At 63.6% G+C, this 24,150-nt stretch carries 25 protein-coding genes; 11 read left to right on the plus strand and 14 right to left on the minus strand.

The features are described from left to right. The coding region (locus tag ABSG20_RS07000) for an SRPBCC domain-containing protein (RefSeq protein ID WP_423863772.1) at positions 1 to 260 on the plus strand (260 nt) is incomplete at its 5' end. A gap of 99 nt (positions 261 to 359) precedes the next feature. Here the strand turns inward: ABSG20_RS07000 and ABSG20_RS07005 are convergent. From ABSG20_RS07005 to ABSG20_RS07015, 3 genes are all read right to left on the minus strand, one after another. Further along, on the minus strand, positions 360 to 647 hold the full coding sequence (locus tag ABSG20_RS07005) for a HigA family addiction module antitoxin (RefSeq protein ID WP_423863773.1): 288 nt from the start codon (positions 645 to 647) through the stop codon (positions 360 to 362). Positions 648 to 1,953: 1,306 nt separating this feature from the next. Beyond that, positions 1,954 to 2,538: a DUF4337 domain-containing protein gene (locus tag ABSG20_RS07010; protein WP_423863774.1), complete on the minus strand. Its 585-nt coding sequence runs from the start codon at positions 2,536 to 2,538 to the stop codon at positions 1,954 to 1,956. A 108-nt stretch (positions 2,539 to 2,646) separates the two neighbouring features. Then, positions 2,647 to 3,639: a tyrosine recombinase XerC gene (locus tag ABSG20_RS07015; RefSeq protein WP_423863775.1), complete on the minus strand. Its 993-nt coding sequence runs from the start codon at positions 3,637 to 3,639 to the stop codon at positions 2,647 to 2,649. A gap of 426 nt (positions 3,640 to 4,065) precedes the next feature. On the opposite strand from ABSG20_RS07015, the gene ABSG20_RS07020 reads away from it, so the two are divergent. Beyond that, a complete protein-coding gene (locus ABSG20_RS07020) occupies positions 4,066 to 6,276 on the plus strand; it encodes a primosomal protein N' (RefSeq protein WP_423863776.1) in 2,211 nt (736 codons plus the stop codon). A gap of 35 nt (positions 6,277 to 6,311) precedes the next feature. On the opposite strand, the gene ABSG20_RS07025 is transcribed toward ABSG20_RS07020, so the two are convergent. Further along, on the minus strand, positions 6,312 to 6,818 hold the full coding sequence (locus ABSG20_RS07025) for a septal ring lytic transglycosylase RlpA family protein (RefSeq protein WP_423863777.1): 507 nt from the start codon (positions 6,816 to 6,818) through the stop codon (positions 6,312 to 6,314). Positions 6,819 to 7,573: 755 nt separating this feature from the next. Between ABSG20_RS07025 and ABSG20_RS07030 the strand changes: the two genes are divergently transcribed. The 7 genes from ABSG20_RS07030 to ABSG20_RS07060 all read left to right on the plus strand — a co-directional run bounded on the left by ABSG20_RS07030 (position 7,574) and on the right by ABSG20_RS07060 (position 14,172). Further along, on the plus strand, positions 7,574 to 8,134 hold the full coding sequence (locus tag ABSG20_RS07030; protein WP_423863778.1) for a F0F1 ATP synthase subunit delta: 561 nt from the start codon (positions 7,574 to 7,576) through the stop codon (positions 8,132 to 8,134). Continuing rightward, complete coding sequence (atpA, locus tag ABSG20_RS07035; RefSeq protein WP_423863779.1) at positions 8,134 to 9,663, plus strand: F0F1 ATP synthase subunit alpha; 1,530 nt, start codon at positions 8,134 to 8,136, stop codon at positions 9,661 to 9,663. Before ABSG20_RS07030 ends, atpA begins: the two co-directional genes overlap by 1 nt. 107 nt (positions 9,664 to 9,770) lie before the next feature. Then, positions 9,771 to 10,652 (plus strand): F0F1 ATP synthase subunit gamma, encoded by an 882-nt coding sequence (locus tag ABSG20_RS07040; RefSeq protein WP_423863780.1) that lies wholly within the window; start codon positions 9,771 to 9,773, stop codon positions 10,650 to 10,652. 24 nt (positions 10,653 to 10,676) lie between these two features. Further along, positions 10,677 to 11,081 carry an organic hydroperoxide resistance protein gene (locus ABSG20_RS07045; RefSeq protein WP_423863781.1) on the plus strand — a complete coding sequence of 135 codons (405 nt, stop codon included), beginning with the start codon at positions 10,677 to 10,679 and terminating at the stop codon, positions 11,079 to 11,081. Positions 11,082 to 11,234: 153 nt separating this feature from the next. After that, positions 11,235 to 12,665, plus strand: a complete 1,431-nt coding sequence (gene atpD, locus ABSG20_RS07050; protein WP_423863782.1) for a F0F1 ATP synthase subunit beta — start codon at positions 11,235 to 11,237, stop codon at positions 12,663 to 12,665. Positions 12,666 to 12,739: 74 nt separating this feature from the next. Next, positions 12,740 to 13,147, plus strand: a complete 408-nt coding sequence (locus tag ABSG20_RS07055; protein WP_423863783.1) for a F0F1 ATP synthase subunit epsilon — start codon at positions 12,740 to 12,742, stop codon at positions 13,145 to 13,147. A 50-nt stretch (positions 13,148 to 13,197) separates the two neighbouring features. Beyond that, entirely contained in the window at positions 13,198 to 14,172 is a 975-nt protein-coding gene (locus ABSG20_RS07060) for an alpha/beta hydrolase family protein (protein ID WP_423863784.1), read from the plus strand. A 79-nt stretch (positions 14,173 to 14,251) separates the two neighbouring features. On the opposite strand, the gene ABSG20_RS07065 is transcribed toward ABSG20_RS07060, so the two are convergent. From ABSG20_RS07065 to ABSG20_RS07105, 9 genes are all read right to left on the minus strand, one after another. After that, the gene (locus ABSG20_RS07065; RefSeq protein WP_423863785.1) at positions 14,252 to 14,746 is read right to left on the minus strand and encodes an RNA pyrophosphohydrolase; all 495 of its coding nucleotides are present in this window, start codon (positions 14,744 to 14,746) and stop codon (positions 14,252 to 14,254) included. A gap of 164 nt (positions 14,747 to 14,910) precedes the next feature. Beyond that, on the minus strand, positions 14,911 to 15,414 hold the full coding sequence (locus tag ABSG20_RS07070) for an RNA pyrophosphohydrolase (RefSeq protein ID WP_423863786.1): 504 nt from the start codon (positions 15,412 to 15,414) through the stop codon (positions 14,911 to 14,913). Between the two features lie 75 nt (positions 15,415 to 15,489). After that, a complete protein-coding gene (locus tag ABSG20_RS07075) occupies positions 15,490 to 16,695 on the minus strand; it encodes a divergent polysaccharide deacetylase family protein (RefSeq protein ID WP_423863787.1) in 1,206 nt (401 codons plus the stop codon). Between the two features lie 173 nt (positions 16,696 to 16,868). Beyond that, positions 16,869 to 18,224: a S41 family peptidase gene (locus ABSG20_RS07080; RefSeq protein ID WP_423863788.1), complete on the minus strand. Its 1,356-nt coding sequence runs from the start codon at positions 18,222 to 18,224 to the stop codon at positions 16,869 to 16,871. Next, on the minus strand, positions 18,221 to 19,498 hold the full coding sequence (locus ABSG20_RS07085) for a murein hydrolase activator EnvC family protein (RefSeq protein WP_423863796.1): 1,278 nt from the start codon (positions 19,496 to 19,498) through the stop codon (positions 18,221 to 18,223). Before ABSG20_RS07085 ends, ABSG20_RS07080 begins: the two co-directional genes overlap by 4 nt. 148 nt (positions 19,499 to 19,646) lie before the next feature. Continuing rightward, entirely contained in the window at positions 19,647 to 20,129 is a 483-nt protein-coding gene (gene rlmH / locus ABSG20_RS07090; RefSeq protein WP_423863789.1) for a 23S rRNA (pseudouridine(1915)-N(3))-methyltransferase RlmH, read from the minus strand. 205 nt (positions 20,130 to 20,334) lie between these two features. Further along, on the minus strand, positions 20,335 to 20,691 hold the full coding sequence (rsfS, locus tag ABSG20_RS07095; protein WP_423863790.1) for a ribosome silencing factor: 357 nt from the start codon (positions 20,689 to 20,691) through the stop codon (positions 20,335 to 20,337). A gap of 218 nt (positions 20,692 to 20,909) precedes the next feature. Continuing rightward, positions 20,910 to 21,551 carry a nicotinate-nucleotide adenylyltransferase gene (locus ABSG20_RS07100; protein WP_423863791.1) on the minus strand — a complete coding sequence of 214 codons (642 nt, stop codon included), beginning with the start codon at positions 21,549 to 21,551 and terminating at the stop codon, positions 20,910 to 20,912. Between the two features lie 106 nt (positions 21,552 to 21,657). Further along, positions 21,658 to 22,950 carry a glutamate-5-semialdehyde dehydrogenase gene (locus ABSG20_RS07105; protein ID WP_423863792.1) on the minus strand — a complete coding sequence of 431 codons (1,293 nt, stop codon included), beginning with the start codon at positions 22,948 to 22,950 and terminating at the stop codon, positions 21,658 to 21,660. Positions 22,951 to 23,131: 181 nt separating this feature from the next. Between ABSG20_RS07105 and ABSG20_RS07110 the strand changes: the two genes are divergently transcribed. Together ABSG20_RS07110 and ABSG20_RS07115 are read left to right on the plus strand one after the other, a co-directional pair. Then, positions 23,132 to 23,401 carry a type II toxin-antitoxin system ParD family antitoxin gene (locus tag ABSG20_RS07110; RefSeq protein ID WP_423863793.1) on the plus strand — a complete coding sequence of 90 codons (270 nt, stop codon included), beginning with the start codon at positions 23,132 to 23,134 and terminating at the stop codon, positions 23,399 to 23,401. Next, complete coding sequence (locus ABSG20_RS07115) at positions 23,391 to 23,687, plus strand: type II toxin-antitoxin system RelE/ParE family toxin (RefSeq protein WP_423863794.1); 297 nt, start codon at positions 23,391 to 23,393, stop codon at positions 23,685 to 23,687. Before ABSG20_RS07110 ends, ABSG20_RS07115 begins: the two co-directional genes overlap by 11 nt. 3 nt (positions 23,688 to 23,690) lie before the next feature. On the opposite strand, the gene ABSG20_RS07120 is transcribed toward ABSG20_RS07115, so the two are convergent. After that, the coding region (locus ABSG20_RS07120) for a PUA domain-containing protein (protein ID WP_423863795.1) at positions 23,691 to 24,150 on the minus strand (460 nt) is incomplete at its 5' end.

Consider the following 24,150-nt stretch of genomic DNA (forward strand, 5'->3'; position numbering starts at 1 on the left):
CGAATCGAATGCGCTTTCGGCGCATCGAGCCGCCGCACCTGATCGAGATTGATCACGGTTCGGACATGGATGACGATCCAGCCCGTTTTCGCTTCACGATTACGTTCGATGAGCAGGGCGACAGCAAGACCGTGATCACGTTGCGGCAACTGCATCCGACCAAAGCACAGCGCGACAGGACGATCGGCTTCGGCGCCGTCGAGTTCGGCTACCAGACCCTGGATAAATTGGCTCGGCATGTGGAGACAGCAACAGGCTGATGACTTCGAATGGAACCCAAACAGACTCCCCGGGATGCAAGTCAATCATGATCAGTGAAATCCTAACCAACACGCCGCATCTCTCCAAAACAATAAGCATCAGGCAACCGCCTCGATACCCTTCAGCTTCGGTCCAAGCCTCTCGGCTGCAACCGCAAGATCATGAGCCGTCTGCAGATTTAGCCAGTATTGCGGCGTCTGGTTAAACGCCTTTGCAAAGCGCAGGGCGAGATCGGCGGTCATCGGACGCGAGCCACCAATGACATGCGAGATGCGCATCGGCGCCACGTCGATCAACCGAGCGAATGCCGCCTGCGAAATCTCAAGCTCATTGAGTATTTCAGCGAGAAACTCGCCGGGATGAATCGGCCTAAGTCCGGTCTGCATGTCTTTGGCGCCTTACGTGCGGCCTATCGCGTGGACCCGGCGCGAACCTTGAAGCGGCTGAAAGCGCGGCCAAGGCGCGCAATCTCGATCCAGCAAATCGGGCGCCTGGAGCAAGTCTGAATTGCGGGGCCTATGGCCCAAAACCGATCGCCCGAGGAGCCAGATCCAGAGTTTAGTCGAATGTCAATAGCAATAATAAAAAATATTTCTGTTCTCTTTCTGTGCGATACGGGTTAGAAACCGCTCCAACTTATCCCACCAAGAGGGGCGTATCGCGATCGTCAGAAACGCGGGATGAGGTGCGGTGGACGCGGCAGCGTTAGGCGTGTCATGGGTCGCAGGGCGGGGGGCGGTATGCCAAGCGTGAGCGAATTCCTGGCATGATAGACGACGGCGCTGAAGCGTACGGGGAAGACGTGTGGTCCTGGCACCCAATGCTGGTGTCAAGTCTTCGGAGGTTCTGTTCGGCTCAACCGGGCCTTACAAAACCGTTAATCCGAAGGCGACGGGTGGCAACAGAGCTATCTCGCCGGGGAGAGCGCGTTATAAACCGTAAGCCCATTGCGTGGGGAGTGCCGGATGTTTCCGGTGCCTCGCTGGTTACTCGTGTGCGTGATGGCCGTTTTCTGCACGCGAGGCTGCGGGTGCTTCTGGGCATCGCGGCATTCCCCGCGCCCTCTGTTATCTCGAGGGCGGTGAGCTATCTGGCAAAGCCCGGGCGCCTGGCGCCGCGGGGCGTCCGGGCGCCTGGCGCCGCGGGGCGTACAGGTGCGTCTGGAGCTCACGAAAAATGAAATCATGGCCGTGGCTGTTTGAAAAGTGAATCAGAAATCGAAGCGGGCGCCGCGGCGCCGCAACACAGCTGTCATCGCCCGGCTTGACCGGGCGACCCAGTATTCCAGAGACGTCAGTGATAAGCCGATGGGCCGCGGCGTACTGGATCCCCCGCTTTCGCGGAGGATGACAGCGAGCTCGTAGGATGGGTGGAGCGAAGCGATACCCATCTCTTTTCTCTTCTGGTTCTTCGCGGCGCCAAAGTTCGCTTAACAAGAAACAGCGGTGGCGGTTCAAACAGGTCGCCCACATGGGGCGCCCCTACGCCATTTAGATCCCGTGGGGGCGACCCTTGGGGCGACGCTTGTGGTCGCCCTCTTTCAACGCCCCGTATCCCGCCGTTTCTTGGCGTTGGCTGTTTGACACGAAAATTTGAAATCCATGCGGCCGGGGGCGCACCGGCCGCCTTGACGCCGCGCGCAGGATGGGTGGAGCGAAGCGATAGCCATCTGTTCTCGCCGAGGCGACTCCGCTACGGCAGATTCAACAGATGCGGCACGAAAATGCCGAGGGCGGTAACGGCAATTCCCACCAGGGTCAACAGCCCCGAGATCCAGGCCAGCGCGGCAATGCCGGTGATGATGGTCGCCGACGCCAGCACGATGCCGATCTGAAAGGCCGCCGAGGCCAGTTCGAAGTGATGGTACTTGGCCGCCGCAAGGTCGCGCTCTTCCTCGGCATGTTTGGCGCGCTCGGATAGTTGCTCGGTGCCTTCGCCGGTCTCCGGCTCGGAGCGGTAGCGCGCCGCGGTCTTCTGCCAATCGTCGATCTGCTTCTGCAGCGCCGCCTTGGCGGCATCGTCGCCGGTGGTGCCCAGGCCCAACCTGGTGGCTTCCGTAGCGGTCTGCACCACGGTGCGGCGGATGCTCTTGGCCTGAAAGAAAGCCCACATGTTCGAGGCTTCGACATTCTTGCTGATGGATTCGGTCTGGGCGCCCTTGCCGAGCGTCTCCGACAGCGCCAGACATAATGCGATCACAGCGATCAACAGTGCGATCTTCTTGTCCTCGCCGGCGGCTTCCTTGGCCTTGTCCGCCTGCTCTAGGGCTTCGCTCATGATTGCTCCCCCGATTTATCCGCCAGGATTGACCGAACGAGACCCCCCGCGCAAGTGGCACACGGATGTGACGGCGGCATGTCCTGGTATAAATCGAGCCCGGGGGTATCAGGCGCGGGGATGCGCGGCGCGGTAGACCTCCAGCAGCCGCTCGGTGTCGATGCCGGTATAGATCTGCGTGGTCGAAAGCGAGGCGTGGCCGAGCAATTCCTGGATCGCGCGCAAATCGCCGCCGCGGCTCAAGAGGTGGGTGGCGAAGGAATGCCGCAGCGCGTGCGGGGTTGCGCTGTCGGGCAGGCCGAGCGCGCCGCGCAGCCGCGCCATGGTGAGCTGAATGATGCGGGCCTTGAGCGGGCCGCCGCGGGCACCGACAAAGATCGGCCCCTCGGCCGGCAAGGGATGGGGACAGATCGCCACATAATCGGAGATCAGCGCCAGCACGTTCTGCAGCACCGGCACCATCCTGGTCTTGTTGCCCTTGCCGGTCACGATCAGCACGTCGCCGGCCCCCGGCTTGGGCACGTCGCGGCGCCGCAGCGAAAGCGCTTCGGAGATGCGCAAGCCCGAGCCGTACAACAGCGCCATCACCGCGGCGTCGCGCGCAAAGATCCAGGGATCGCGGGCCTCGCCTGCGCGTTCATCGGCATTGGCGAAGCGCTTGGCTGCCGCCACCGGGATCGGCTTCGGCAGGCTCTTTGCAATCTTGGGCGCGCGGATCGCGCCGAGCGCGCCGATCTTGCCCTTGCCTTCGCGTTCGAGGAAGCGCCCGAACGAGCGCAAGCCCGCCAGCGCCCGCATCAACGAGCGCCCGCCGATGGCGCGGGCGCGCCGCATCGCCATGAAAGCCCTGACGTCGGTCGCCTGGAGGGCAGCGAACCGAGCGAGCGTCACCGGTGTGCCCCAATGCGCGCTGAGGAATTCGAGATACTGCCTGAGGTCGCGGGCATAGGCCTCCAGCGTCTTCGGCGACAGCCGTCGTTCGCTGCGCAGATGCGACAGCCAGCGCGTCATCTCAAGCGCGAGACCGTCATCGGCGCATTCAAGCTCGACGGGCTGAACTTGTGGAACGGCTTGTTGAGTGACTTGGGCTGGCTTGGCCATGGCCTCTCTGGTTGCGATGATGACAGTGACTATATCGCACTCCCCTGGTTTACCGTTCGCTAACTTGCGACAGCTCAGGCGGCCGGATGCTGGCCCGGGGCCGCCTGCGGCCCTAGGTTAGGACAGACGTCAAATTAACCGCTTCGGATTTCGCAGCCTGTACGTCCATAGGTCGGCGCGATCGGTGGCCAACCAGGACGAGGTCATAAGCTCCCCTCCCCCCACGCGCATCGCGCGTGGCGGGGAGGGGTCGGGGGTGGGGGGTGGCGCGGCGTTCACCGAAGCAGCGGTTCCTTTCGATAGACCCCCCACCCCCGACCCCTCCCCACCGCTTCGCGGGGGGAGGGGCGAACCAGATCCGATGCAGTAGTTTTGACGTCTTTCCTTTAGCGCGGCTCCTTATCACTCCTTAGGTCTGATGCTCCGATGGACCATTCCACCCACGCCGGCACGGCCTCTGCCTCCTCGACGCGCGTCGTCGATGTGCTGGTGCCGGTCGCGCTCGATCAGGCCTATTCCTACCGGGTGCCGCGCGGCATGGAGCTTAAGCCGGGCGATGTCGTGTGCGTGCCGCTGGGGCCGCGCCAGGTGGTCGCGGTGGTATGGGCTGAAAACAACAGCCCCGATCCGCGCCTGCACAATCGCCTCAAGGACGTCGGCGAAAAGCTCGAGGTGCCGCCCTTGGCCGAGGAACTGCGCGCGCTGGTCGACTGGGTCGCCAATTATACCCTGTCGGCGCGCGGCATGGTGCTGCGGATGACCTTGCGGATGGGCGAGCATCTCGGCCCGGAGCGGGTGCGGCTGGGCGTGCGCCTGGTCGGCGCGGCACCAGGCCGCATGACGCCGGCGCGGCGGCGGCTGATCGCGGTGCTGTCGGACCGCCTCTTGCACGGCAAATCCGAAGCCGCCAGCGAAGCCGGCGTCAGCACAGGCGTGATCGATGGCCTGGTCGACGAGGGCACGCTGACGACCGAAGCCATGCCGCGCGAGCCGGCTCCGCCGGCGCCCGATCCGTCATACGCTGCGCCCGCGTTCTCCCGTCAGCAGCGCACCGCGGTGGATGCGATGCGGGCGCTCGCGGCCAATGGCAGCTTTCACGTCGCCCTGCTCGATGGCGTCACCGGCTCGGGCAAGACCGAGGTTTATTTCGAAGCGATCGCCGAAATCGTCCGTCGCGGCCGGCAGTCGCTGGTGCTGATGCCGGAGATCGCGCTGACCGGCGCCTTCCTCGATCGTTTCGCGCAGCGCTTCGGCGTGCGGCCGCTGGAATGGCATTCCGCTCTGACGCCGCGCACGCGGCAGCGCAACTGGGCCGCGATCGCGGCCGGCGATGCGCCGGTCGTGGTGGGCGCGCGCTCGGCGCTGTTTCTGCCCTACGCCAATCTCGGATTGATCGTTGTCGATGAAGAGCACGATCAGGCCTACAAGCAGGACGAAGGCGCGCATTACCACGCCCGCGACATGGCGGTGGTGCGCGCCCGTATCGCCAAGATTCCGATCGTGCTGGCCTCCGCAACGCCGTCGATCGAGACCGAAGTCAACGCCCGCAAAGGCCGCTATCAGCGCATCGTGCTGCCGTCGCGGTTCGGCGGCCAGCCCATGCCGCAGATCGAGGCGATCGATCTGCGCCTTAAGCCGCCACCGCGCGGCCGCTTCATTTCGCCACATCTGGCCGAGCAGATCGAGATCGCGGTGGGGCGGCGCGAACAGGCGCTGTTGTTTCTCAACCGCCGCGGCTATGCGCCGCTGACCCTGTGCCGGGCTTGCGGCCATCGCTTTGCCTGCACCATCTGCGACGCTTGGCTGGTCGATCATCGCTTTCGCCAGCGGCTGGTCTGCCATCACTGCGGCTTCTCGATGCCGCGCCCGAATGTCTGCCCGCATTGCGCGGCGGAACAGTCGCTGGTGGCGGTCGGCCCCGGCGTCGAACGCCTGCAGGAGGAGGTGGCCACGCTGTTTCCGGAGGCCCGCACCATGGTGCTGTCGAGCGATCTGATCACCTCGATCGAGACCATGCGCAGCGAGTTGAACGAGATCGCGCAGGGCCGCGTCGACATCATCATCGGCACCCAATTGGTGGCCAAGGGCCATCACTTCCCCCGCCTCAACCTGGTCGGCGTGGTCGATGCCGATCTCGGCTTGAGCAATGGCGATCCGCGCGCCGCCGAGCGGACCTTTCAGCTGCTCAACCAGGTGATCGGGCGCGCCGGGCGCGACCAGGGGCGCGGCGTCGGCTTTCTGCAGACCCATCAGCCCGATCATCCCGTGATGAAGGCGCTGGTGGCGTGCGACCGCGAGGCATTTTATGCCCGCGAGATCGAAGCCCGCGAACGCGCCTCCTACCCGCCGTTCGGCCGGCTCGCCAGCCTGATCATTTCGGCCGGCGATCGGCCCACGGCGGAGGGTTTTGCGCGCAGGCTGGCCGCGAGCGCGCCGATCGATCCGCGCATCCAGATATTGGGACCCGCCGAAGCCCCGCTGGCGGTGATCAAGGGCCGCTATCGTTTCAGGCTTCTGCTGAAATCGCCGCGCGCGGTCGATCTGTCGCACTATCTGCGGCAATGGCTGTCCGCCGGCCCCAAGACCAAGGGCAATCTCAAGCTCGAAATCGACGTCGATCCACAGAGCTTTCAGTGATTGGAAGAAACAGGCGTTCAGACTGCCTGAAGAGGTCACATGACCTCGGCAGTGACGCGGCCGACCCCCGCGCCGGTCAGGCCGACGGCGCGGGCCGCCGCGGTCGAAAGGTCGAGAACCCGGCCACGGACGAACGGGCCGCGGTCATTGACGGTGACGACCACGCTGCGACCGCCATGGGTGACTCGCAGCCGGGTGCCGAACGGCAGCGAGCGATGGGCGCAAGTGAGGGCATTCTGGTTGAAGCGCTGGCCCGAGGCGGTCCGGCTGCCCGATTCGTTGCCGTAGTAAGAGGCCATTCCGGAAAAGCTACGACCGGAGCCCGAGGACGCGCCGAACGAAGCGTTGGCGTCGAGCCGGGGGTCGGACGTGCCCCCTGGAGAGTTGCTGGCTTCGTGAGAAAAGCGGTGACCGTGATGGTGATGGGATTTGGCTGAGGCTTCGGACGCGCTTCCGCCGACCAGAAGAGTTGCGGCGAAGAGTGCGAGCGCCGTGCGCGACTGGGTTACCCCATCCAGTGCAGGCTTCTTGAATGTCAGCATACTTTATACTTTCCTTTATGCAGTATTGCCACACATCTGGCAAGTGGAACCCCCCGAACCTGGTCGGGTGCCTGCGGTTTGGTTGGTTAATGAGGCATAAAATAGGCGGAGATAGTCCTTTATCCCGCGCTGCAACATCTTGTTACTTGTAAGATAGGATCAGAAGTATTGCCTAACTTTCCAAATTTAACGGATTTTAATGAGTTATTTACTTGTTAATACTGTATAGCGAAGTTAAGCGCTTTAATAACAAGCATTCGCCAAGTAACACGGCGGTGGAATTGCTCAGGGAGGACGCGTCGCTGCCGCCGGCTTGGGCAGGGGCGCCGCAGCTCTGCGAACGATCCGCTCCGCGGGTCGGCGTTTCTGGCGGCCCACCCTATTGTCAGCCACCGGCGGCCAGGCTGGGCAGACCGCTCTCAGGCTTTGCCGTGAAGAGGCGATGATGCGGCCTCGCGCTTCGAACAGGCGCACCGCGGTGCGGTTGCGCTCATCCGACGCCGAGAGGTTCGAGGCGGCTGCCCAGGTCCTCCGCCAAAAATGAGGGCCTGCGACAAGCCCGCGCCAGCCGCCGCCGTCATGTTGCACCTGCGCGCCTGCTATGTTAGCAAAGCCGCGATTTCAAAGATGCCGGCGCTTCTCGTGCCGGTGGAAAATCGAAGTCCCGTTTGAACACCAAGGGCTTGGATCGCTAGGCGCCGCATCGTGGCGACGGTTTTTCCCTTGGCCGTTTGACAGCTGAAAAGAGCGCGTCTGTGGCTGCAGAAGATCCCTCCGTTTCCGGCGTGTCCGGCCGCTATGCGACGGCCTTGTTCGAGTTGGCGCGCGATGAAAGGTCGATCGACGCGGTGAAGGCCGACCTCGATCAATTCGAGGCCATGCTGGCGGATAGCGCCGATTTGAAGCGGCTGGTTCGCAGCCCGGTGTTTTCGGCGGATACGCAGTTGAAGGCGCTGGCCGCGGTACTCGAGCAGGCCGGCATTACCGGCATCTCCGCGAATTTCCTGAAAGTGGTCACCGCCAACCGCCGGCTATTTGCGGTAACCGGCGTGATCCGCGCGTTCCGCGCGCTGGTGGCCAAATTCAAGGGTGAGGCGACCGCCGACGTCACCGTTGCCGAAACGCTCAGCGACAAGAATCTCGACGTCCTGAAGGCCGCGCTGAAGTCGGTGACGGGCAAGGACGTCGCGCTCAACGTGAAGGTCGATCGTTCGATTATCGGGGGTCTGGTGGTCAAGCTGGGCAGCCGCATGGTGGATAGTTCACTTCGCACCAAACTCAATTCGATCAAGCACGCGATGAAAGAGGCAGGCTGATGGACATCCGCGCCGCGGAAATTTCCGCGATCCTCAAGGACCAGATCAAGAATTTCGGCCAGGAGGCCGAGGTTTCCGAAGTTGGACAGGTGTTGTCCGTCGGCGACGGCATCGCCCGCGTCTACGGGCTGGACAACGTCCAGTCCGGCGAGATGGTCGAATTCGAAAACGGCACCCGCGGCATGGCGCTCAACCTCGAGACCGACAACGTCGGTATCGTGATCTTCGGCGCCGACCGCGAGATCAAGGAAGGCCAGACCGTCAAGCGCACCGGCGCCATCGTCGATACGCCGGTCGGCAAGGGCCTGCTCGGCCGTGTCGTCGACGCGCTCGGCAATCCGATCGACGGCAAGGGTCCGATCCAGTCCGACAAGCGGATGCGCGTCGACGTCAAGGCGCCCGGCATCATTCCGCGCAAATCGGTCAATGAGCCGATGGCGACCGGGCTGAAGGCGATCGACGCGCTGATCCCGATCGGCCGCGGTCAGCGCGAGCTGATCATCGGCGACCGCCAGACCGGCAAGACCGCGATCGCGCTCGACACCATTCTCAACCAGAAGCCGCTCAACGCCCAGACCGACGAGAAGATCAAGCTGTACTGCATCTATGTCGCGATCGGCCAGAAGCGCTCGACCGTGGCGCAATTCGTCAAGGTGCTGGAAGAGCAGGGCGCGCTGGAATATTCGATCATCGTCGCGGCCACCGCCTCCGATCCGGCGCCGATGCAGTACATCGCGCCCTTCACCGGCTGCACCATGGGCGAATATTTCCGCGACAACGGCATGCACGCTGTCATCATCTATGACGATCTTTCGAAACAGGCCGTGGCCTATCGTCAGATGTCACTGCTGCTGCGCCGCCCGCCGGGTCGGGAAGCCTATCCCGGCGACGTGTTTTATCTGCATTCGCGCCTGCTCGAGCGCGCCGCCAAGCTCAACGACGAGCATGGCTCGGGATCGCTGACGGCGTTGCCGATCATCGAAACCCAGGCCAACGACGTCTCGGCCTATATCCCGACCAACGTGATCTCGATTACCGACGGCCAGATCTATCTCGAGAGCGATCTGTTCTTCCAGGGCATTCGTCCGGCGCTGAACGTCGGCCTGTCGGTGTCGCGCGTCGGATCGTCGGCTCAGACCAAGGCGATGAAAAAGGTCGCCGGCAAGATCAAGGGCGAGCTCGCGCAATACCGCGAAATGGCGGCGTTTGCCCAGTTTGGCTCCGATCTCGACGCCTCGACGCAGCGCCTGCTGGCGCGGGGTTCGCGCCTGACCGAACTCCTGAAGCAGCCGCAATTCTCGCCGCTGAAGATGGAAGAGCAGGTTTGCGTGATCTGGGCCGGCACCAACGGCTATCTCGACAGCATTCCGGTCGCCAAGGTGCGCAGCTTCGAGGATGGCCTGTTGTCGCTGGTGCGCGGCAAGAACGTCGACATCCTCAACGTCATCCGCGATACGCGCGAGCTCTCCGACGACACCGCCGCCAAGCTGAAGACGGCGGTCGAGGGTTACGCCAAGACGTTTGCTTAAGATATCGTTTTGCTTGATTTGCCGTCATGGCCGGGCTTCAGCGCCGGGCCCGATGGAAGAGGGGTTTGCGGTCGGGTCGAAGATCGGATCGCCGGGGTGAACCGAGAATGGCATCACTGAAGGACATGCGGGTCCGCATCGCCTCCACCAAGGCGACGCAGAAGATCACCAAGGCCATGCAGATGGTCGCAGCCTCCAAGCTGCGCCGCGCGCAGAACGCCGCCGAGGCGGCGCGGCCCTATGCGGAAAAAATGGACGCGGTGATTTCAAATATCGCGACGGCAGCCTCAGGCTCGCCTGGTGCGCCAGTGCTGCTGGCCGGCACCGGCAGGGATCAGGTGCACCTGCTATTGGTCTGCACCGGCGAACGCGGCCTGTGCGGCGCCTTCAATTCGGCCATCGTCCGGCTCGCCCGCGAGCGCGCGCTGTTGCTGACGAGCCAGGGCAAGGAGGTCAAGTTCTTCTGCGTCGGCCGCAAGGGCTTGGAACAGCTGCGCCGCACCTTTGAGAAGCAGATCGTGGAAAGCGTCGATCTGCGCTCGGTGCGCCAGCTCGGCTTCGTCAACGCCGAGGACATCGCGAAAAAAATTATCGGGCGCTTCGAGGCGGGCGAATTCGACGTCTGCACGCTGTTCTATTCGCGCTTCAAATCCGTGATTTCGCAGGTCCCGACTGCGCAACAGATCATTCCGCTGGTGGTGGAAGCACCAAGCGCGAATGCCGGGCCGGCGACGTCCTATGAGTATGAGCCGGAAGAAGACGAGATCTTGAGCGGCTTGCTGCCGCGTAATCTCGCGGTGCAGATCTTCCGCGCGCTTTTGGAAAACAACGCCTCGTTCTACGGCGCGCAGATGAGCGCGATGGACAACGCCACCCGCAACGCCGGCGACATGATCCGCAAGCAGACCCTGATCTACAACCGCACCCGCCAGGCCATGATCACCAAGGAGCTGATTGAAATCATCTCCGGCGCCGAGGCGCTCGGATAACTGGACAACAGCAGGAGGCACACCATGGCTTATGTGACATCAGCAACGACCAAGGGCGGCCGCAACGGTCGCGCCATGCTGGACAATGCCGCGCTGGCGCTGGCGATGGCCGCGCCGAAGGAAATCGGGGGCGCCGGCGACGGACATAACCCCGAGCAGTTGTTCGCGCTGGGCTATTCGTCCTGCTATGGTCAGGCGATCCTGCTGATTGCAAAAAAATACGGTCTTGACGGTCAGGCCGCACGGGTGACTTGCGAGGTTACGCTGGATCAGAAGGACGGCGGCTTCGGCCTGGCCGTCGAACTCAAGGTTTCGATACCCGGCGCCGACAAGGAAAAGCTCCAGCAACTGGTTGAGGAAGCCCATACGGTCTGCCCGTATTCGAAGGCAACCAAGGGCAATATCCCCGTCAAACTAACGGTGATCTGATGCGATCCGGAATGACCTTCATGCAAGCCGAGATGCCCGGGATGATCGCGCGTATCAAGACACAGTAACCCAAGCTTATCCCGGACAGGGAGTGGCGACATTCCGGTGAAACGGACCTTCGCCTGAGTATCGGACTTCAAGGAGAGAGTTTTCATGGCTACACCCGCCAACCAGACCGGACGCATCACGCAGGTTATCGGCGCCGTCGTCGATGTGCAGTTCGAGGGACATCTGCCGGCCATTCTCAACGCGCTCGAGACCCAGAACGGCGGCAACCGCTTGGTGCTCGAGGTCGCGCAGCACCTCGGCGAATCCACCGTGCGCACGATCGCGATGGATACGGCAGAAGGCCTGGTCCGCGGTCAGGAAGTCGGCGACACCGGCAACCCGATCATGGTGCCGGTTGGTGCGGGGACGCTCGGCCGGATCATGAACGTGATCGGTGAGCCGGTCGATGAAGCCGGGCCGATCAAGTCCGAAGGCAACCGCGCTATTCATCAGCCGGCGCCGGCCTACACCGAGCAGTCCACCGAATCGGAAATTCTCGTCACCGGCATCAAGGTCGTCGATTTGCTGGCGCCCTACGCCAAGGGCGGCAAGATCGGCCTGTTCGGCGGCGCCGGCGTCGGCAAGACCGTGCTGATCCAGGAGCTGATCAACAACGTTGCGAAGGCGCATGGCGGCTATTCGGTGTTCGCCGGCGTCGGCGAGCGCACCCGCGAAGGCAATGACCTCTATCACGAGTTCATCGAGTCCGGCGTCAACAAGAAGGGCGGCGGCGAAGGCTCGAAATGCGCGCTGGTCTACGGCCAGATGAACGAGCCGCCCGGCGCGCGCGCCCGTGTCGGCCTCACCGGTCTCACGGTGGCCGAGCATTTCCGCGATCAGGGCCAGGACGTGCTGTTCTTCGTCGACAACATCTTCCGCTTCACGCAGGCCGGCTCTGAAGTGTCGGCGCTGCTCGGGCGCATTCCTTCGGCGGTGGGTTATCAACCGACGCTTGCCACCGACATGGGTGCGATGCAGGAGCGCATCACAACCACCACCAAGGGCTCGATCACGTCGATTCAGGCGATTTACGTCCCGGCGGACGACTACACCGATCCGGCGCCGGCGACGACGTTTGCCCATCTCGACGCAACGACCAACCTCGATCGCGCGATCTCGGAGAAGGGAATCTATCCGGCGGTCAACCCGCTGGATTCGACGTCGCGGATGCTGTCACCGTTGATCGTCGGCGAAGAGCACTACCAGACCGCGCGCATGGTTCAGCAGATCCTGCAGAAATACAAGTCGCTGCAGGACATCATCGCCATTCTGGGCATGGATGAACTGAGCGAAGAGGATAAGGTCACGGTCGCCCGCGCGCGCAAGATCGAGCGCTTCCTGTCGCAGCCGTTCTTCGTCGCCGAAGTCTTTACCGGCTCGCCCGGCAAGTTCGTCGACCTCGCCGACACCATCAAGGGTTTCCGCGGACTGTGCGAAGGCAAGTACGACAATCTGCCCGAGCAGGCCTTCTACATGGTCGGCACCATCGAAGAGGCGGTCGAAAAGGGCAAGAGGCTCGCCGCTGAAGCGGCATAAGGGAAAAATAGGGAACAGCGAATAGTTCACGCGCCTCGCTGCTCCACTAACTACTCGCTACTTGCAGGTATACCATGGCCACCTTCCACTTCGATCTCGTCTCGCCGGAAAAACTCGCCTTCACCGGCGAGGTCGACCAGGTCGACATACCCGGCGTCGAAGGCGATTTCGGCGTGCTTGCCGGACATGCGCCGGTGGTGGCCGCGATCCGGCCGGGAATCCTGACGGTGATCGCGGGCGGCACGCATCAGAAGATCATCGTGCTCGGGGGTCTCGCCGAAATGTCCGACCATGGTCTCACGGTGCTGGCCGATGTCGCTACCTCGCTCGACGAGCTGGATCGGGCCAAGTTCGCCGACCAGGTTTCCGAAATGGAAGCCAAGCTGGCCGAAAAGGACGGCTCGGAGCTCGACCGCGCGGTCGAGCGGCTCGATCACTTCAAGAGCATCCAGAGCCAGCTCAGTTCGACCGCGCTGCACTAGCGCCTTTTGGTCCTGGTGCGAGCGTCGTCAACATGAGCAGGGAGGGGATGATGAAAATCGCCGCCGCGGCAATGGCGACACTGATGCTGGCGACGACGCCCTCCTTCTGCGCGGGGTTTGAACGCGTCACCGTGACCGACCCAGATGGACCGCCGCTGGAAGCCGGCATCTGGTATCCGAGCGAGGCGCCAGCATCCTCCCAGCCGCTCGGGCTCTACCAGCAGACGGTCGCGACCGGCGGCGCCGTCGCCGGGCACGGCTTGCCGCTCATCGTGATGTCGCACGGCAGCGGCGGCTCGTTCGAAGGCCATTATGACACCGCGCTGGCGCTGGTCGAAGCGGGTTTCGTGGTGGCGGCCGTCACGCATACCGGCGACAATTATCGCGACCATAGCGGCTTTGCCCAGATCGAAAACCGGCCGCGCCACATCAAGGCGCTGGTCGACTACATGCTCTCAACATGGCCGCAGCACGACCGGCTCGACCCGGCCCGCATCGGCATGTTCGGCTTCTCGGCAGGTGGCTTCACCGCGTTGGTGACAGTGGGAGGCACGCCGGACCTGAGGCGGGTGGCTGAAAACTGTGCGGCTCATCCCGACGAATGGGCCTGTCGCAAGATCAGGGAATTTGCGGGCCAGGGCCACGCGACTCCGGTGGTGTTCGTGCATGACCCGCGGGTCGTGGCCGCCGTAATTGCCGCACCCGCGATCGGATACTCCTTCACGCCGCAAGGGCTTGCAGGGGTGACAGCGCCGATCCAGCTCTGGCGCGGCGACAGCGACGAAATTCTTCCGCATCCGCGTCATGCCCAGAATGTCTATGAAAGCTTGCCGGTGAAGCCGGATTATCACGTCGTGCCGAACGCCGGCCATTTTGCCTTCCTGGCGCCCTGCACCGCGATGGCGGAGAAGTTCGCGCCGGACATCTGCCACGATCCCGCAGGCTTCGACCGCGCGGCGTTCCATCGCGAATTCAATCCTGCCGTGGTGGCCTTCTTCACAGCGAAGCTGCCGCCGCGACCGTAGTACGGTACGGCGCGCTCGATCCGCGGCGGCGGTGCGCTCCCTCTCTCCGCAACTGGGAGCGGTAAGTCGAGCCGCCCCCTCACCCTGCGAATTTCGCGAATTGCCGCGCCACCGTTCGATACACCTCGTTTCGGAACGGCACCACGAGGTCGGCGACGCGGTCGAGCCGTTCCCATCGCCAGGCGTCGAATTCCGCAGGCTGGCCGCCCCGCGGCGTCAGCGGATCGATTTCATCATCGGAGCCGGTGAAGCGCAGCGCGAACCACTTTTGGCGCTGGCCGCAGAAACTCGCCAGCCGGTGCGAGCCATGGAATGGTGGAAATTCATAGGTCAGCCAATCGGTTTCGGCGAGATAATCGGCGTGGACGACGCCAGTCTCCTCCCAGAGCTCGCGTAACACCGCGTCGCGTGGATTCTCGTCGGCGTCGATGCCGCCTTGCGGCATCTGCCACTCCAGGCCCGGCAGAATGATCTCCGGCCCGTCGTCCTTGAAACGCCGCCCGATCAGGACCTTACCCGAAGCGTTGAACAGGGCGATCCCCACATTGGGGCGATAGGTTCTGCTATCTGGCATAGCGGGCTCGCTCAACGGACGTCATTGTCAGACGCGCCGATTGGGCGGGTCTGACGGCGAAAGTGTGACGGGCGAACCCGGACGCTCGAGATTCCCCGATGTGCAATTGCGCATCGGGGGTCTGCGCCGGACGGTGCGTCAGGGAATGACGACTCCATATCACTTCAGCCGGTGGCGAGCCTGGAAAATTCCTTCACCACGCGCTCATAGACCGGCCGTTTGAACGGCACGATCAGGTCGGGAAGATTCTTCATCGGTTCCCAACGCCAGCTGATGAACTCCGCCTTGTGGCCGCCGCCGGGGCTGGCGACATTGATCTCATCGTCCTTGCCGGTGAAGCGCACCGCGTACCATTTCTGCCGCTGGCCGCGATAACGGCCCTTCCAGGCGCGGCCGGCGACAGTGCGGGGAATATCGTAGATCAGCCAGTCGGAGACCTCACCGAGCTTCTCGACCGAGCGAACGCTGGTTTCTTCATAGAGCTCGCGCTTGGCGGCTTCCCAGGTCTCCTCGCCGGGATCGACTCCGCCTTGCGGCATCTGCCAGACATGCTGCTCGTCGACATGTTCGATGCCGCCGGCGCGGCGACCGATGAAGACCAGCCCGGCTGCGTTGAGCAGCATCATGCCGACGCATGTTCGATAGGGCAGGTCTTCGTAGCGTGCCATTCCCTCGAGGCCTCCAGCGGTTACAACGTCGATCCTGCCGGCGCGGCGCCGCAAATCACGCCAAGCGTTTGATGGTTAACCGACTTTTGATTTCAGCATGACGGTTGTCAATGGCGCAAGCATGATGCCATGGCTCTCCAGCGTCTTGATCCAGGCGGCGATCCGCTCGATCGAAATCGGCAACGCCGAGGCCATGCCGACCGCGGTTCCGTGCTCCTTTGCCAGATTTTCAAGCTTTGCCAGCGCCCTGTCGATTTCCACGGCGGTCGGTACCGCGTCGATGCTGAGATCGGCCTTCGCGAACGGCATCGCCTGGACCGCCGCCAGCGAGGCGGCGACGCTTTGCGGGGCCGCGCCATCGTCGAAATAGCCAAGCCCGCGTTTGGCGGCCTCGCGAATAATGGGTTGCATCGAGGCGTCGGTGACGACGAACCGTCCGCCCATGAAGTTGGTGATCCCGGCAAAGCCCTGGATGCGGCTCAAGTGCCAGTACAGCCGATCGAGATTCTGCTCGGCGGCCAGCGACGTCAGCAGGGTCTGCGGGCCGGGGTCGTTGTCGGGATAGTCGAACGGCTCCATCGGGATCTGCAGCAGGATCTCATGGCGTTGGGCGCGCGCCCGCTCGACAAGCTTGGCAGGGTCCGAGCCGTAGGGCGTGAATGCCAAGGTCACCGCGGGCGGTAGTTTCATGATGGCGTCGGTGGTCTTGGCCGCCCCGACGCCGAGGCCGCCGATCACGATGGCGACCACCGGCATTTTGGCCGCCTTAAGACGATCGGCCTCGGCGGCGTAGACGGTGAACGACTTCAGCCCGTCGGCCGCAACCGGGATCATGCCATAGCGCGACTTCTCGAGCAGGCGCGGGTCTACTACCGCCATCGGGACTGGCGTGGCGTCCGGCGCGGCCTTGTCCGTACCTTCGCCTGGTATCACCACGTCATGGCGCGCGCCGCTGGAGCCGTCGATGATGGTGATGGTCTTTTGCTCGCCGGCCTCTGCTTGCCGCGTTTCCGGTTTGTCATTGTGCGCGGAAGCGCTTGCGGGAGGCTTGTCAGGCTTTTCTTCGGCCACCGGGGTCGACTGGCGGACCGCGACGTGGGCGATTGGCTCGCCTCCCAGCGGATTGTCGTTGAAGATGGCAAAACCGATGAAGGTAACCAGAAACAGGCCAAGCAGCCCGGCAAGCGCCTGCATGCCGGTAAACGGTAGCCGAAATCGGCGCTTGCCGCGCGCCTTCTTCTGTCCAAGCGGCGTGCTCAGATCGTCAGCGGCCTCTGCCATGAACCTCCCCGAATCAACCCGCTGACGATACCACGGCCGGGCAAGGCCGCGGCAGGTCCCGGCGCCGCCGAGGGCTCGCAACTTTAACCTCGGGTTTCGGAGGCTTCGGGGCCATGCAACAAAAAGGGCGGCCCGGAGGCCGCCCTTTCGTAAACGCTGCTAACGAGACCGGTTCAGTTCGCTTCCTTGGCGGCAGGCTTGTCGATCGCCGGCGCGGCGCCCGGCCCCGCGGCGCTCGCGGTATTCTTGATGCCGTGCAGCAGATCGTCCGCCATGTTCAGGGCCTTATCGTCCTTGGCGTCCAGCGGCACATAGGATTGCGAGCCGGTCTTCTCGTCACCCTCGGATTTCAGATGGCCGCGCAGCGAGGCCTCGCCCTTGGTGTCGGTGCGCCCCTTCACCGCATCCGGCTCGTCCTGCAGCACCTCGATATCGGGAACGATACCCTTGGCCTGGATCGATTTGCCCGATGGCGTGAAATAGCGCGCGGTGGTGAGCCGCAGCGCGCCATTGCCGGAGCCCAGCGGAATGATGGTTTGCACCGAGCCCTTGCCGAACGAGCGGGTGCCGACCAGCGTTGCACGCTTGTGGTCCTGCAGCGCGCCGGCGACGATTTCCGAGGCCGATGCCGAGCCGCCGTTGATCAGAACGATCAACGGCTTGCCCTTGGTCAGATCGCCGGGATGCGCGGTGCGGCGCTGGGTTTCCTCGGGGTTGCGGCCGCGGGTAGAGACGATCTCGCCGCGATCCAGGAAGGTATCGGAAACTGTCACCGCTTCTTCCAGCAAGCCGCCGGGATTGTTGCGCAGGTCGATGACGAAGCCTTTCAGCTTGTCGCCGATCTGGTTGGTCAGACTGCCGATTTCCTTCTTCAGGCCTTCGGTGGTCTGTTCGTTGAACGTCGTGATGCGGATATAGCCGATATCGTCGGCTTCGACGTGGGCGCGCACCGAGCGGACGTGGATGTTGTCGCGGACCAACGTGACGTCGATCGGGTTGTCCTGCCCCTTGCGGACGATCTTCAGCCTGATCTTGGTATTGACCGGCCCGCGCATCTTCTCGACGGCCTGGTTGAGGGTGAGGCCCTGCACCGCCTCGTCGTCGAGATTGGTGATGATGTCGTTGGCCATGATGCCGGCCTTGGACGCCGGCGTGTCATCGATGGGCGAGACGACCTTGATCAGGCCATCTTCCATGGTGACCTCGATGCCGAGCCCGCCGAATTCGCCGCGGGTCTGAACCTGCATGTCGCGGAAGCTCTTGGCATCCATATAGCTCGAATGCGGGTCGAGGCCGGACAGCATCCCGCTGATGGCGGATTCGATCAGCTTGCCGTCATCGGGCTTCTCGACGTAGTCGCTGCGGACGCGCTCGAACACATCGCCAAACAAATTGAGCTGGCGATAGGTGTCCGAGGTCGCGGCGCGCGCGCTCGATCCCATCAGCACGGCGCGCGGTTGGGTAACGAACAGCGTCAGTGCTGCGCCGGTGGCGGCGCTGAGGAGAATTACAGAAGTCTTGCGCATCATCCGCGAACCTTTTCGCCTTCATTTGCGGCCCACCATGGGCCTGGATCAATTGGAGTGCCGTCCTTACGGAACTCGACATAGAGCACGGGCTGACCAGCGTTGGTCGCTAGCAGAGAGGCAACCTGAGAAGCTGACCCCATGGTCGCCACCGGCTCCCCCGTAAGTACAAACTGGCCGATGTTAACCGAAATGCGCTCCATCCCGGCGATCAACACATGATACCCGCCACCGGCGTTGAGGATCAAGAGTTGTCCGTAACTGCGGAACGGCCCGGCATAGACAACCCAGCCATCACACGGTGTTGTGACCTGGGCGCCGGCCCGGGTTGCCAGGGAAATGCCCTTTTCCAGGCCGCCCGCGCCATCGGAACCGCCGAATTCGCGAATCTTGACGCCGTTAACCGGTAACGCAAATAAGCCCTTGGCAGAAGCAAAAGCAATGGCCGGGCTCAACCGCGCCGGGTCCTTGAGTGCCTCCAGATTGGGCTTTCCGTTCAGCGTAGCCGGGGCGCCCTGCAGGCTGGCGGTTGTCGCCGCCCTGGCGGCGCTGTTCAGATCCTGCTCCATTTTGGCGATCAGGCCCTGCAGGCTGTCGACCTGCCGGGACAGTGCGAGGGCACGCGCGCCCTCGGCTTCCATGTCCTTTTCAATCGAACTCTGCTGGCGCTGCCGCTCATCGATCAGCGCGGCCAGCCTGGTCTGGTCCGTCCTGAAGTTGTCGCGGTCGGCCGCAAGTTGGTCGCGCTCGGTGGCGATGGTCTTGCGCAGCGCAACCAGCTCGCCGAGGTCAGCGGCCAGCTTCTCGGCACGTGCCCGGAGTGCCGGCACCACCGATCCCAACAGCATGGCGGCGCGGAGCGATTGCAGCGCGTCGTCCGGCCGCACCAGGAGTGCCGGCGGCGAGCGGCGGCCCACGCGTTGCAAGGCCGCCAGCACTTCGACAATCTCCGAACGACGCGAATCGAGCGAACTGCGGACCTGCAGCTCACGTGCATCGAGCGGGCGCAGCCGCGCTTCGGCGTCGCTTATCTTGGTCTCGACGCTGCGGACCTGGGCTGCGATGTCGATCAACTGGGCCGTGAGCTTGCTGCGGTCCTGGCCGATCGCCGCGATATCGGCCTTGAGCTTCTGCTCGGATTCCGCGGCGTTTTTTTGCTGCGCCCGGGTGGCTTCGAGTTCCTGCTCACGCTGTTTGATGGCGTCGGGTGCGGCGTCGCCCGTTGTGACGGGTACCGCAGCCGCGATTTGCGCAAATGCGGTCCAAGGACCGAACATGGCCAGGGCCGCGGACAATGCCAAGATGGATCGCCGAACGCGGGTTGCGGATGGCCGACCACGGCGGATGGTATCAGGGTCCGAATGAATGTTCCGCGTTGACTGCATCTAATCGATCGGCGCCTTCCAAAGGTTCCGCTGGCGGGGTCTATGCGCGGTGATAAGGGTGGCCGGCCAAAATGGTCGCGGCCCGGTATAGCTGCTCCAGCAGCATCAGGCGAACCATTTGATGCGGCCAGGTCGCGGTGCCGAACGCCATTACCAACTTTGCCTTGCGCCGCAATTCAGGCGAAAGTCCGTCCGCGCCGCCGATCGCAAAAATAGTGTTGGCGGCCTGTTCATCCCGCCAGCGGCCAAGTTGGCGGGCAAAGGTGGCGCTGTCGATATTTTCCCCGCGCTCGTCGAGCGCCACCAGCACCGATTTGGCCGGGATTGCGGCCGAAATACCAGCGGCTTCCTCAGCCATCCGGGTTGCCGTATCGCGGGCGCGGCTTTCAGGAATTTCCTGGATTTCGAGGCCGCGAAAACCGAGTTTGCGGCCGATCTCGTCGAACCGTTCGCGATAGCGCTCTGTCAGCTCCCGCTCCGGACCCTGCTTCAGCCGGCCGATCGGAATGACGACTAGGCGCATGAAGGTAGATTTCCGGCCCGGCAAGCCCCGGACTTGATCCGGGGCGAAAGCCGGTTTGCCGCAGAAAATGATCCAAATCAATAGATTTGCCGGTCCTGAGGGCACCGGCGCGAATCCGGCCCCGGTCCGGTCCGAGCGCATGCGCTGGCACAATATGCGGCTCGCGCAACGACGCGCCGCAGCCGGCAGGGATCGGCTCGATAACCTAGATCGTCTTCGCCGCCGTCGGGCCCTGCGTCCACAACCGCTCTAGATTGTAGAATTCGCGAACCTCGGGTCTGAATACGTGCACGATCACGTCGCCGGAATCGATCAGCACCCAGTCGCAGTTGGGCAAGCCCTCGATGTGGATGCTTTTGATGCCGGTTTCCTTGAGACCCTTGGCGACATTTTCAGCGATCGCGCCGACGTGCCGGTTGGCCCGGCCCGAGGTGACGATCATGTAGTCGGAAAATGCGGATTTGCCTCGAAGGTCGATGGTGACCGTTTCTTCCGCCTTCATATCGTCGAGGCGGGAGAGGATCATATTCAGGGTCTTGTCGGCGTCGGGTTGCGCCTGCAAGGCCGCAGCGGGTGTCGATGTTTTACGTGCGCTCTTGGGTAAAACAGACTTGGACAATACAGATGTTGCCAGGGACCATTCCTTTCACTGTATCGCGAACGCCGAATCCTCGGGCCCGCCTAGGTTATTCTACGCATGTGGGGTTAAGAGTTTCAATATTCCAGTCACTCGAATCCAGTGCCCCGAACGCCGGGGTTTCGCTTCGAGGGCATCGCGCCTCATTTTGTTCTCCAGCTGCCGTCCGGGTTCCGCAGACCCGTCGACGACAGGTCCAGTTTCATGCCGGTCAGAAAGACCCAGGCCGGCGGGCGCAGATCTGCCAGCTGGCCGGCTTGATTCTCGGGCAGGCGATAGCGCGCCAGCGCCCGGGCCGCCGGCGCGGCGAGCGCATGAAAGCTCTGCGGCGGACGATCGACCACGGCAAACGGCATCTCCGAGGCGATGCGCCGCCAGCTTTGCCAGCGATGAAATTGCGCGAGATTGTCGGCGCCCATGACCCACACCAGGCGCACGCCGGAGGTGCGGCGGCGCAAATAGGTGACTGTGTCGATCGTGTACCGTGTTCCGATGACGGATTCGAGACAACTAACCTCGATGCGCGGGTCTCGGGCCAATTGACGTGCGGCTTCCGCGCGCTGGTTGAGATCGCGCAAGGCCCCGGGTTGCTTGAGCGGATTGCCCGGCGTCACCAGCCACCAAACCCGATCGAGCCGCAGCCGCTTGATCGCAAACAGGCTGATGGCGCGATGCGCGAGGTGCGGCGGATTGAACGAGCCGCCGAGCAGGCCGATGCGCATGCCCTGGGCAAAGGGCGGGATCGCCCGGTAAACCGATTGCGATGCGACCGCAGCTCTACTCAAACGAACCACCGCGGGCCCGATGCCCTGTCGTTGAAGTTTGACGCGTTTTCTTCATGCGAACCGGTTCGGGTCCGGGGCAGGCTTTGGCCGAAAAACGCTGCGGCGTTCACGGTCGGGTCTGTCCGGTGCCGTGGACGCGGTATTTGAAGCTGGTCAGTTGCTCGGCGCCCACCGGGCCGCGGGCATGAAATTTCCCGGTGGCGATGCCGATTTCCGCGCCGAAGCCGAATTCGCCGCCATCGGCAAATTGCGTCGATGCATTATGCAGCACAATCGCCGAGTCGACCTCGTTGAGAAATTTGCGGGCGGCAGCCGTGTCCTCGGTCACGATCGCATCGGTGTGGTGCGAACCGTGGCTGTGAATATGCGCGATCGCCGCGTCGACGCCGTCGACCACTTTGGCGGCAATGATCGCATCCTCGTATTCGGTGTCCCAGTCTTGCTCGGTGGCCGGCTTCACCCTGACGTCGGCGCGTTGCACGGCGTCGTCGCCGCGTACCTCGCAGCCGGCATCGATCAGCATCTCGACCAGCGGTTTGAGTGTGGTCGATGCGCCGGCGCGATCGACCAGCAGGGTTTCGGCGGCGCCGCAGACGCCGGGACGGCGCATCTTGGCGTTCAATACGATCGACTTCGCCATTTCAAGATTGGCGGCATGATCGACATAGACGTGGTTGACGCCTTCCAGATGCGCGAACACCGGCACGCGGGCCTCGGCCTCGACGCGGGCGACGAGGCTCTTGCCGCCGCGCGGTACGATCACATCGATACCGCCGTTCAATCCGCTCAGCAGAAACCCGACCGCCGCCCGGTCGCGGGTCGGCACCAGCGTGATCGCGGCCTCGGGCAGGCCGGCTTCGCGCAAGCCCAGCTCCAGGCAGTGATGGATCGCGCGGCAGGAGCGGAAACTGTCCGAGCCGCCGCGCAGGACGACCGCATTGCCCGACTTCAGGCACAGCACGCCGGCGTCGGCGGCGACGTTGGGGCGGCTTTCGAAGATCACCGCGACCACGCCGAGCGGCACCCGCACCCGCTCGATGGTCATGCCATTCGGGCGCTGCCAGCTCTCGGTCACGGCGCCGACGGGATCCTTGATCGCGCGCACGGTCGCGACGCCATCGGCCATCGCATCGATGCGCGCCGGTGTCAGCGTCAGCCGGTCGATGAAGGCAGCACTTTCGCCGCCTGCGCGGGCGTCCGCGACATCCTCGGCATTGGCGGCGAGGATCGCGGATGTATGGCCGCGGATGGCGCGCTCGATTGCGTCCAGCGCCTGGTTCTTCTGTTCGGGGGACGCCAGCGCCAGCACCCGCGCGGCGGCGCGGGCGCTCCTGGCAAGCTCGGTCATCAGGGCGGTCAAATCGGCGTTGCCGTCGACGGCCTTCAGCGGCGCGGTCATGTCAGTTCCTACTTTTGCCCCGGTCACCCAAGTCTGTTAGGACGTTGTCCTAGCACGGAAATCCCGGTTTTGCGAGCAACGATCGCTGGCCAACGCCCGGCGACATGAGAGTATGGGGACTGCCGCGTAGTTGCGGCCGATATCATAAAGTATTACTTTATGAGGTAGTCAGGAGGCGATCATGGCGACGAGCTACAGCATCGGCAAGCATTTCGAGGATTTCATCGCGAGCCTGATCGAAAGCGGCCGCTACAGCACGGCCAGCGAAGTCATGCGCGACGGATTGCGCTTGATTGAAGAGCGCGAGGAACGCCGCAAGGCAAAACTGGAAGCGTTGCGGGCCGAAATCCAGAAGGGTTTCGACAGCGGGCCGGCGGAAGAGATTGGCGACATGTTCGAACGGATCAAAGCCGAAGGACGAAAGCGGCTGGCTGCGAAGAATGGCCAATAGGCCACGCAAAAGTCCGCAAGCGGAGGTCGATCTTAGCACGATCTGGCGCTTCATCGCCAACGACAGCGTAAAGGCTGCCGATGCATTGCTTGACCGCGTCGAAGAGGCTTTTGAGATGCTGGCGCAGATGCCGCTCGCCGGTCGCGCGCGAAACGACTTGGCGCTGAACCTGCGTAGCTTCCCCGTCGGAAACTACATCATCTTTTATGAGCCAGTACCCGACGGTATTGAAGTCGTTCGCGGGATGAGCGGCTGGCGGGACGTCGATGCCGAAGACATGCAATGAAGATCAAGCCGGATCGACCTGACGCGGCCCGATCACGAGATCGTCGCGGTGGATCATTTCCGCCCGCCCGCTGACGCCGAGGATCATCATCACATCCGGCGAAGAGCGGCCTTTGATCTTGACGGCGTCGTCGGCGTCATAGGCGACGAGGCCGCGGCCGATTTCATGGGTGTCGGGGCCGCGCACCACCACCGCGTCGCCGCGGGCGAACAGGCCGTCGACCCGGATCACGCCGGCCGGCAACAGGCTCTTGCCGGCGCGCAGCGCGCTGACCGCGCCGGCATCGATGGTCAGCGTGCCCTTGGGCTCCAGCGAGCCGGCGATCCATCGCTTGCGCGCGGTCACCGGATTGGCCGGCGTCAGGAACCAGGTGCAGCGCCCGCCGTCCGCTATCGCCCGCAGCGGATGCTCGATCTTGCCGGACGCGATCAGCATATGGGTGCCCGCGGTGGTCGCGATCTTG

This window comes from Bradyrhizobium sp., assembly GCF_049512235.1.
Lineage (GTDB): Bacteria > Pseudomonadota > Alphaproteobacteria > Rhizobiales > Xanthobacteraceae > Bradyrhizobium.

Bases quoted from the DNA above. Each gene is read 5' to 3' on its own strand.
- ABSG20_RS07005 (WP_423863773.1), bottom strand. From the start codon at position 647: ATGCAGACCGGACTTAGGCCGATTCATCCCGGCGAGTTTCTCGCTGAA.
- ABSG20_RS07010 (WP_423863774.1), bottom strand. From the start codon at position 2,538: ATGAGCGAAGCCCTAGAGCAGGCGGACAAGGCCAAGGAAGCCGCCGGC.
- ABSG20_RS07015 (WP_423863775.1), bottom strand. From the start codon at position 3,639: ATGGCCAAGCCAGCCCAAGTCACTCAACAAGCCGTTCCACAAGTTCAG.
- ABSG20_RS07020 (WP_423863776.1), top strand. From the start codon at position 4,066: ATGGACCATTCCACCCACGCCGGCACGGCCTCTGCCTCCTCGACGCGC.
- ABSG20_RS07025 (WP_423863777.1), bottom strand. From the start codon at position 6,818: ATGCTGACATTCAAGAAGCCTGCACTGGATGGGGTAACCCAGTCGCGC.
- atpA (WP_423863779.1), top strand. From the start codon at position 8,134: ATGGACATCCGCGCCGCGGAAATTTCCGCGATCCTCAAGGACCAGATC.
- ABSG20_RS07040 (WP_423863780.1), top strand. From the start codon at position 9,771: ATGGCATCACTGAAGGACATGCGGGTCCGCATCGCCTCCACCAAGGCG.
- ABSG20_RS07045 (WP_423863781.1), top strand. From the start codon at position 10,677: ATGGCTTATGTGACATCAGCAACGACCAAGGGCGGCCGCAACGGTCGC.
- atpD (WP_423863782.1), top strand. From the start codon at position 11,235: ATGGCTACACCCGCCAACCAGACCGGACGCATCACGCAGGTTATCGGC.
- ABSG20_RS07055 (WP_423863783.1), top strand. From the start codon at position 12,740: ATGGCCACCTTCCACTTCGATCTCGTCTCGCCGGAAAAACTCGCCTTC.
- ABSG20_RS07060 (WP_423863784.1), top strand. From the start codon at position 13,198: ATGAAAATCGCCGCCGCGGCAATGGCGACACTGATGCTGGCGACGACG.
- ABSG20_RS07065 (WP_423863785.1), bottom strand. From the start codon at position 14,746: ATGCCAGATAGCAGAACCTATCGCCCCAATGTGGGGATCGCCCTGTTC.
- ABSG20_RS07070 (WP_423863786.1), bottom strand. From the start codon at position 15,414: ATGGCACGCTACGAAGACCTGCCCTATCGAACATGCGTCGGCATGATG.
- ABSG20_RS07075 (WP_423863787.1), bottom strand. From the start codon at position 16,695: ATGGCAGAGGCCGCTGACGATCTGAGCACGCCGCTTGGACAGAAGAAG.
- ABSG20_RS07080 (WP_423863788.1), bottom strand. From the start codon at position 18,224: ATGATGCGCAAGACTTCTGTAATTCTCCTCAGCGCCGCCACCGGCGCA.
- ABSG20_RS07085 (WP_423863796.1), bottom strand. From the start codon at position 19,498: ATGTTCGGTCCTTGGACCGCATTTGCGCAAATCGCGGCTGCGGTACCC.
- rlmH (WP_423863789.1), bottom strand. From the start codon at position 20,129: ATGCGCCTAGTCGTCATTCCGATCGGCCGGCTGAAGCAGGGTCCGGAG.
- ABSG20_RS07105 (WP_423863792.1), bottom strand. From the start codon at position 22,950: ATGACCGCGCCGCTGAAGGCCGTCGACGGCAACGCCGATTTGACCGCC.
- ABSG20_RS07110 (WP_423863793.1), top strand. From the start codon at position 23,132: ATGGCGACGAGCTACAGCATCGGCAAGCATTTCGAGGATTTCATCGCG.
- ABSG20_RS07115 (WP_423863794.1), top strand. From the start codon at position 23,391: ATGGCCAATAGGCCACGCAAAAGTCCGCAAGCGGAGGTCGATCTTAGC.